Annotated in this window: 6 protein-coding genes and 1 pseudogene; 5 read left to right on the top strand and 2 right to left on the bottom strand. The window is 66.7% G+C overall.

The genetic code is table 11. From position 1 onward, the window contains the following. On the top strand, positions 1–597 hold a 597-nt coding region (locus tag AC1DYK_RS35105; protein WP_478170481.1), incomplete at its 5' end, for a TolC family protein. A gap of 91 nt (positions 598–688) precedes the next feature. On the opposite strand, the gene AC1DYK_RS35110 is transcribed toward AC1DYK_RS35105, so the two are convergent. Beyond that, positions 689–1,105 carry a response regulator gene (locus tag AC1DYK_RS35110; protein WP_478170485.1) on the bottom strand — a complete coding sequence of 139 codons (417 nt, stop codon included), beginning with the start codon at positions 1,103–1,105 and terminating at the stop codon, positions 689–691. 32 nt (positions 1,106–1,137) lie between these two features. Between AC1DYK_RS35110 and AC1DYK_RS35115 the strand changes: the two genes are divergently transcribed. The 4 genes from AC1DYK_RS35115 to AC1DYK_RS35130 all read left to right on the top strand — a co-directional run bounded on the left by AC1DYK_RS35115 (position 1,138) and on the right by AC1DYK_RS35130 (position 6,315). Further along, complete coding sequence (locus AC1DYK_RS35115) at positions 1,138–1,680, top strand: fimbrial protein (protein ID WP_478170482.1); 543 nt, start codon at positions 1,138–1,140, stop codon at positions 1,678–1,680. A gap of 96 nt (positions 1,681–1,776) precedes the next feature. Next, a complete protein-coding gene (locus AC1DYK_RS35120; protein ID WP_478170486.1) occupies positions 1,777–2,544 on the top strand; it encodes a fimbria/pilus periplasmic chaperone in 768 nt (255 codons plus the stop codon). A 111-nt stretch (positions 2,545–2,655) separates the two neighbouring features. Then, positions 2,656–5,247 (top strand): fimbria/pilus outer membrane usher protein, encoded by a 2,592-nt coding sequence (locus tag AC1DYK_RS35125; RefSeq protein ID WP_478170483.1) that lies wholly within the window; start codon positions 2,656–2,658, stop codon positions 5,245–5,247. A 66-nt stretch (positions 5,248–5,313) separates the two neighbouring features. Beyond that, a complete protein-coding gene (locus AC1DYK_RS35130) occupies positions 5,314–6,315 on the top strand; it encodes a fimbrial protein (protein ID WP_478170484.1) in 1,002 nt (333 codons plus the stop codon). 133 nt (positions 6,316–6,448) lie between these two features. Here AC1DYK_RS35130 and AC1DYK_RS35135 read toward each other — a convergent pair. Next, positions 6,449–6,727, bottom strand: a pseudogene (locus AC1DYK_RS35135) (hypothetical protein); the annotation flags it as partial.

The following is a 6,727-nucleotide window of genomic DNA, read 5'->3' on the forward strand; positions in this document are numbered from 1 at the left end:
GAGGCCCTGTCGGCAGCGCCGGAGCATCCGGCGCTGCGTCAGGCACGGGCCGAGGCGAAGGCCGCCGACCTGTACGCTCAATCGGTGCGGGCTTCGAGGTTGCCGCAGCTGAACTGGGTGGTCTCGAAGACGACGCAGGAGGACAGCCTCGGCAAGAGCCAACCGTGGGCGACCGGACTCTCGATTCAATGGAACGCCTTCCAGGGCGGATCGTCGAGCGCTGCGGAGCGGGCGGCGTTCGAGCGCGCCGCCGCTGGCGAGGAAAAAGCCCTGGCGGCCACGCGCGACCTGGAGTACCGCTTGCGCACGTCTGCCCAGCAGCGCGATGCGGCGTTGAGCCGGGCGATCGAATACACGGAGCTGATCAAGGACTCGAACCGCGTGCGGGAGATCTTCTTCGAGCAGTGGTATCACCTGGGCAAGCGGACCTTGCTGGATGTGCTCATCGCCGAGAGCGACCACTACAACAACCAGATCGCCCAGGTGAACAGCCGCTTCGACGGCGAGGCAGCCGACCTGCGCATCCGCGCGGATGCGGCGGTTTTGCTGCCCTGGCTTTTCGGGGCGGTCGATGGCGGGGTGCCCCAGTCGCGGTGAGTGAGTGCGACGGGACTCGAGCGCCCGCTCGGATCCCTCGGGATTCGAGCGTGACGGTACCCCGCGGCGAGTCGAACAGGGCGCGACCTTTTCAGGAAGTCAGGCCGTGCTCCCGGGCGCCCTTGTCGATCAGGCCGCGCACGCCGGCCTCGATGATCGTGCCGTGCACGCCCACATTGGCGATCATGGTCAGCACGATGATCGGCAACTCGGGATGGTCGCGGCGCAGACGCCGGATCAGGCCGAGGCCGTCGGCCGCCTGCCCGCCCGGCGTCGAGAAATCGGTGATCAGCAGATCGGCCGGCGTTTCGCGCAAGAGGGCCAGCAACTTGTCGGCTGATTCGGCCTCGCCCACCACGGCCAGGCCGGGGTCATCTTCCAGCAGGGCGATGAACTGCGAAGAGTCTGCGTTGAAGTCGAGATTTTTCCCATGGTCTTGTGGTGCGCTCTTCGATGTAATTGCATACAGGCAATAGGTGCCGTCTCTCGGGCCGCCTTTCTGCCGGATACCTGCCCTTCAACTTAGTAAATATTCTCAACATGAACCACAAGCTTCTCTCCACTCTGATTCTGGCCAGCACCGCGATGGTCGCGCAGGTGGCTTCCGCGAACGACGGCACCATCACTTTCAACGGCCAGGTCACCGCGCAGACCTGCACCATCAACGGCAACGGCACCGGTGCCAGGGACTTCACGGTCACGCTGCCCACCGTGTCGACTTCGGCGCTGGCCGCTGCAGGCCAGACCGCCGGCCGCACCGCCTTCAGCATCGCCCTGAGCGCCTGCACGCCGAACTCGGGCAACGTCCACACCTACTTCGAGCCCGGCCTCACCACCGACGGCGCCACCGGCAACCTGAGGCTGAACGCGGGCGGCGCCAACAACGTCCAGATCGGTCTGCTGAACGCGGACTTCACCCCGATCAGGGCGGGCTTCGCCGATGCTTCGCAGAATTCCACGCCGGTCGCGATTGCCGGTGGGTCCGCCACGCTGTCGTACTACGCGCAATACGTCGCCAACGGTGCGGCTGCCGGCGCCGGCGCTGCCAACTCGAGCGTGCTGTACACGCTCGTCTATCAGTAATCGTTGGCCACACGCAGGCGCACCACCGGTGCGCCTGTGTCCCATCTCCCTTTTTTCTTCTCAAATTCCCCAGATCCAGCGAGAGCCAACCCCATGATGATTCGAACCTTCAAGACCTCTTTGACCGCCGCCGTCCTCGCACTGGGACTGGCCGCTGCACTGCAGGCGCAGGCGTCGGTCGTCATCGGCGGTACGCGGGTCATCTACAACGCCAACGATCGCGAGACGACGATCAAGCTCAGCAACGAAGGCAAGTCGCCTGCGCTCACGCAGACCTGGATCGACAAGGGCGACCCCAAGGCGACGCCCGCCAGCATCGACGTGCCGTTCAGCGTGACGCCTCCGGTGGCGCGCATCGACCCCGGCAAGGCCCAGACGCTGCGAATCATCCATACCGGCGAGGCGATGCCCCAGGACAAGGAGTCTGTGTTCTGGCTCAACGTGCTGGAAGTCCCGCCCAAGCCGACAGCCGAGGAAGCCGACGTCAACAAGCTCCAGATGGCCTTCCGCTCCCGCGTGAAGCTGTTCTTTCGGCCCGCGGCCCTGAAGGGCAGCGCGAACGAAGCCCCCGCGCAGATCCTCTGGCGCCTGGTGCAGTCCGCCAATCGGCCGGCGCTCGAAGGGCGCAATCCCTCGCCCTTTCACGTGTCCTTTTCTTCCATCGAACTTGCAGCAGGCGGCAAGACCGCGCGGTTCGACGATGGCGGGATGATCGCCCCGGGCGAGACGAAAGTCTTCCCGCTTTCGGGCGATGTTCCGCAAGGCCCTGACGCCAAGGTGCGCTACCAGGCCCTCAACGACTACGGTGGCGCCGTCACGAACGAGGCGCCACTCGACGCGCGGGCCTCCTCGCCCGCCAAGTAGGCGGCACCGGGCCACGCCCGGATCTCCTCTCCTTCCAGCCTCCCCGATCTCGAACATGCCGCATGCGCCGGCAGGGGGGTGCTTCGTCCCATTTTTCGCTACGACATCCCGATGCAGACATTCAAGAATCAGACTTCCCGGCGGTTCCGGCTGCGCCCGACGAGCGCGCTGGTGCTCTCGTTGTGCGCAAGCGCAAGCGCCGGCGCCTGGGCTGATTCCGGCGCTGCGCCGGCTTCCACCGTGGTGGCCCAGGTCGAATTCAACGACCTCTTCCTGCAGCAGCCCGGCGGCGCACAGATCGACTTCAGCCGCTTCAGCAAGGGCAACGTCCCGCTCGCGGGCAGCTACCGCGCCGAGCTCTACGTGAACGATAACTGGCTCGGTCGCTCGGAGGTGACGCTGCGCCAGGTCGGTGGCGACAGCGCCAACGTGCAGCCCTGTTTCGATCGGGCGCTTCTGGAGCGCATCGGCGTCGACCTCAACAAACTCGTCCCCGAGGCTGGTGCGCGCCTGGATGCCGGCGGCGCCGCCTGCATGCCGCTGTCGGAACTGGTGGCGGACGCCACTGCCGCATTCGACAACGGCGAGCAGCGGCTCGACATCACCGTGCCGCAGATCGCGATGTCGCGCTCGGTGCGTGGCTATGTCGACCCGAAATACTGGGACGACGGCGTGACGGCCGCCCGGCTGCAATACAACGCCAGCACCTATCGCGCGGAAAGCGCCGGCCAATCCCACACGCAAAGCTACGTCGGCCTCAACGGCGGCGTCAATGTGGGCGCATGGCGCTTTCGTCACAGCGGCAGCCTGACCAGCGGCGATCCGTCGGGGACCCGCTACCAGAGCATGCAGACCAACGTGCAGCGCGGCATCACCTCGATCAAGAGCCAGCTGGTGCTGGGCGATTCCTTCACCGACGGCACCGTGTTCGACAGCGTGGGCTTTCGCGGCGTGCAGCTGGCCAGCGACGACCGCATGTACCCGGAGTCGCAGCGCGGCTACGCACCGACCGTGCGCGGCATCGCGAGCAGCAATGCGCGCGTGCAGATCCGCCAGAACGGCAACATCATCTACGAGACCACGGTGGCGGCCGGCGCGTTCGAGATCAACGATCTCTATCCGACGGGCTATGGCGGCGACCTGGAAGTGGTCGTGACCGAGGCCGACGGCCGCGTGCGCATTTCCAGGGTGCCCTACGCGGCCGCGGTGAACGCGCTGCGACCGGGCGTGACGCGCTACAACGTCACCGTGGGCCAGTATCGAAACACCAGCGTGCAGAGCACGCCGATGATGTCCCAGGCCACCATCCAGCGCGGCTTCACCAACATGGTGACGGGCTACGGCGGCCTGACCTTGACGCAGGGCTATGCGGCCGCCGTGGCCGGTGCGGCCCTGAACACCGACTATGGCGCCTTCGGCGCCGACGTCACCCACGCCAGCACCCGCCTGCAAGACCAGCCCGGCCGGAACGGTCAAAGCATGCGGCTGAGCTACAGCAAGCTGATCGAACCGACGAACACCAACCTGACGGTGGCGGCCTACCGCTATTCCAGCCGCGGGTACCTGAGTCTGTCCGACGCCGTGGCGCTGCGCGACCTGGAAAGCCGCGGCCTGAGGGGCGTCGGCAACGACACCCAGCGCGGCAGGCTGCAGCTGGTCTTGAACCAGACCTTGCCCCAGGGCTATGGCTCGTTCTACGTGTCCGGCTCCACCCAGAACTACTGGAATCGCAGCGGCACCGACACGCAGTTCCAGGTCGGCTACAACAACAGCTACAAGCGGCTCAACTACGGCATTTCCGCAGTGCGGGAGTACAACCCGGCCGCTCGCAACTGGGACAACCGCGTGATGCTGAACTTGAGCATTCCGCTCGGCAGCGGCGCGCGTGCGCCGTATTCGACGACCAGTCTGCAGCGCGACCAGGATGGGGGCACCAGCGTCCAGCAATCGGTGACCGGAGCGCTGGGTGAGGACAACGCCTTCACCTACGGCCTGAACGCCGGCCACAGCAGTGGCGGCGACGGCATCGGCGCGACGGGCAGCGCCAACAGCATCGGTGCCAATGTCGCCTACGCTTCCCCGATGGCCGCGCTCACCGCCAACGCGAGCAAGAGCAGCAACTATTCGCAGGTGGGCGCCGGCGTATCCGGAACGGTCGTCGCCTACGCCGGCGGCGTGGCGTTCACGCCGAGCACCGGCGAGACCATCGCGATCGTCGAGGCCAAGGATGCGGCGGGCGCGCGCGTCGCCAACGCCAGCGGCCTGCGGGTGGATCCGTGGGGCCGCGCGATCGTGTCGAACCTGACGCCGTTCGCGAACAACCAGATCGAGATCGATCCCAAGGGCCTGCCCGTGAACGTGGAACTCAAGTCCACCGAACAGCGCGTCGCACCGACCTCGGGCGCGGTGTCGCTCGTCAAGTTCGACACCGACAACACCGGCCGGGCCGCGATCATCCGCGCGAAGGCCGCAGACGGCACCCCGCTGCTCTTCGGCGCGGAAGTGTTCGACGCCGAAGGAAACAACGTGGGCACCGTGGCGCAGGCGGGCCGGATCATCGCGCGCGGCCTCAAGAGCGACAGCGGCACCCTGACCGCGCGCTGGGGCGAGGGCGCGAGCTCGACCTGCTCGCTCAGCTACACCCTGCCCGCCGGCGACGCCCGGTCGACTTCCTATGCAACGGCCGATGCCGATTGCCGATAACTCACATCCTCCGAAAGAACTGCGATGAAACTATCTCGACGATTCAGCGCGCGCACCAGACTCGGCATGGCCCACCTGCTGGTGGGCTTCGCGCTCATGGGCCTGTCGTCCGGCGCATGGGCGGTGACCACCTGCACAATCTCCGTGCAGGCCGTGACCTTGACGATGCCGATCGCCGTGGCGGTGCCGCGCGACGCGCCGGTCGGCACCCCGCTGACGGCCTGGGCCCAGACCCCCGCCACGCAGAACTGGTACATGTGTTCCTCCACCGTGCAGGAATTCATCGGTGTGAGCGTCTTCCCCCTGGGATTGGAGCTTTCGGGGACGACGATCGTGGACACAGGAGTGACCTACCCCGTGTACAAGACCGACCTGCCCGGCGTCGGCATCGCCATGGGTCGCAAGATCTACAGAAACGGGTGTGGCTGGGAGACCACTTGGGGGGTGGTCTCGTCCACCGGTGGGGGGAGTGGCTGCAATTCGCTCGAACTCCGACCGAATGGCGCGCAATTTCGCGCGAGGTTGGTGAAAATCGGCGCCATCACCTCGGGGCGGGTCGGTGCCGGGCCGGTCGCGCAGGGGAGGGTCTTTGCCAACGCCGCTTATGACCCCAGGGCGGTCATCATTTCCACCACCGCCACCCAGGTCACCGTGCTGTCCTGCCTGACACCCGATGTGCTGGTGGATCTCCGCAGCCACAAGTCGTCGGAATTCAAGGGTCCGGGGAGCTTCACCGCGATGACCGCATTCAATGTCGGATTGAAGAGCTGCCCGGCCGGGATCAACCGCGTCACCTACCAGATCGACGCCGTCACGCCGATCGTGAATGCGGCCAACTCGGTGGTCGCGCTGAATTCCGGCTCGACCGCCACGGGCGTCGGCGTGCAATTGCTCGACGGCTCGGGCAACGTGTTCCCGCTCGGCAGGTCCAGGACGCTCGGCGGCTACAGCGCCAGCACGGGAGGCGACTACGCCATCCCGTTCAATGCGCGCTACTACCAGACCGGCGCGGCCGTGAGCCCCGGCAGCGCGAACACCGCCATGACCTTCACCATGAGCTACGAGTGAGTGGGCTCGGGCGACCCTCGTTTTGCGCGGTGATGAGACGAGGCCTGCCTTGGGTTGGTGCCACCCGAATCTCATAGGGAAAATGTGTCCACTGCGGACGCCGCGAAAAAGCAGGGCGAATGCGGACGTCCGCCTAGAGCGCCACGCTGCCGTCGATGCAGGTGACCGAATCGCCGCCCACCCACACCAGGACGTCCGCATCGCGCGTGACATGGACGCGCCCCGCGCGCCCCAGGGTCTGGCCCTGCGCCGCGATGTAATGCTCAGTCTGGTCAAGCTTGTCGGCGAGGAGGTGGCGCTGCCGCCGGATCTGCAGTGGGGCGGTGGTGTCGTGGACGTCCAGGAGGCCCTGTCGGCAGCGCCGGAGCATCCGGCGCTGCGTCAGGCACGGGCCGAGGCGAAGGCCGCCGAC

The organism is Variovorax sp. P2_H12, assembly GCF_056403395.1.